Annotated in this window: 2 protein-coding genes; both read left to right on the forward strand. The window is 45.9% G+C overall.

Annotated elements, in window-relative coordinates; all coding sequences use genetic code 11:
• Positions 1-693, forward strand: a 693-nt coding sequence (locus R7P35_RS25205; RefSeq protein ID WP_318093137.1) for an outer membrane protein assembly factor BamD, incomplete at its 5' end; no start/stop codon positions are given.
• A gap of 158 nt (positions 694-851) precedes the next feature.
• Positions 852-1189 (forward strand): transporter substrate-binding domain-containing protein (locus R7P35_RS25210; protein WP_411978897.1); only part of this gene is annotated, 338 nt, incomplete at its 3' end.

Here is a 1189-nt window from a genome sequence, read left to right on the forward strand (position 1 = left end):
TCCCTTCTGTTTGGATGTGCAAGCAAAGAAGAAATCGTTCCTGATGTGCCGCCTTCGGAACTGTATGCAGACGCACAAGTCTCACTTCAAAGTGGCAACTGGCTTTCTGCGATTGAGAAACTGGAAGCGTTAGACTCACGTTACCCATTTGGTGCCTACTCTGAACAGGTGCAACTTGACCTTATTTACGCATACTACAAAAACGACGACCTAGCGTTAGGCTTAGCAACCATCTCTCGCTTTATGCGCCTAAACCCGACCCATGAAAAAATGGACTGGGTGCTTTACATGCGTGGCCTGAGCCACATGGCTCAAGATCGTAACTTTATGCACGACCTGTTTAGCATCGATCGTAGCGACCGCGACCCAGAGCCCGTGAAAAAAGCATTTGATGACTTTAAGAAGCTGCTTCAACGTTATCCAAACAGCCCATATGCGGAAGATGCACAAAAACGCATGGTGGCCTTGAAAAACCGCTTAGCGAATTACGATTTAGCTACCGCTGATTTTTACCTTCGCCGTGAAGCATGGATCGCTGCCATTAACCGTAGCCAAGAGCTTCAAAAATCATTCCCTGATACAGAAGCAGCTCGCAAATCGTTAGAAATTCAGCTGGAAGCCTACAAGCAGCTGCAACTAGAAGATGCCGTTGCAAGAACAGAAGCGCTCATTAAGCTAAATCCTGTCAAATAAACGCCTACCGCCACAGCTCAAACTGTGGCGGTTTTGTTTTCTACCACCAATTCCTTCTCTTTGAACAATCTTGATGATTTTTTGAGCACAACTTATGCTTAGAGTTCTACTCCACCATTAAACTGGACGTGAACGTGACCATATCTAAGTTTTGGGCAATGCTGTTCTTTCTGTTGTCGGCGTCCGTTTACGCTTTGGAAATCTCACCATTAAAACAGCCTCCGTACACGGGTGACTTAGATGTCATCAAAGAGAAAAACGTATTGCGCGTTTTAGTCTCTGCCGATTTAGGCTTCTACTATATCGAAGGAGGAACACCAAAAGGGATTGGCGCAGAGCTGCTGGCTCACTTTGAAAAAGATTTACGCAAAATCAAACCCAAACTGAACGTACAAATCATCCCTCTAGCGCGAGACCAATTGCTCCCTTCTCTCGAAAACGGCTCTGGTGATTTAGTGGTGGCAAACTTGACGATCACTGAGGCCCGCAAACAAAA

Origin of the sequence: Vibrio sp. Vb0304 (genome assembly GCF_033338995.1) — a bacterium.
GTDB lineage: Bacteria > Pseudomonadota > Gammaproteobacteria > Enterobacterales > Vibrionaceae > Vibrio > Vibrio alginolyticus.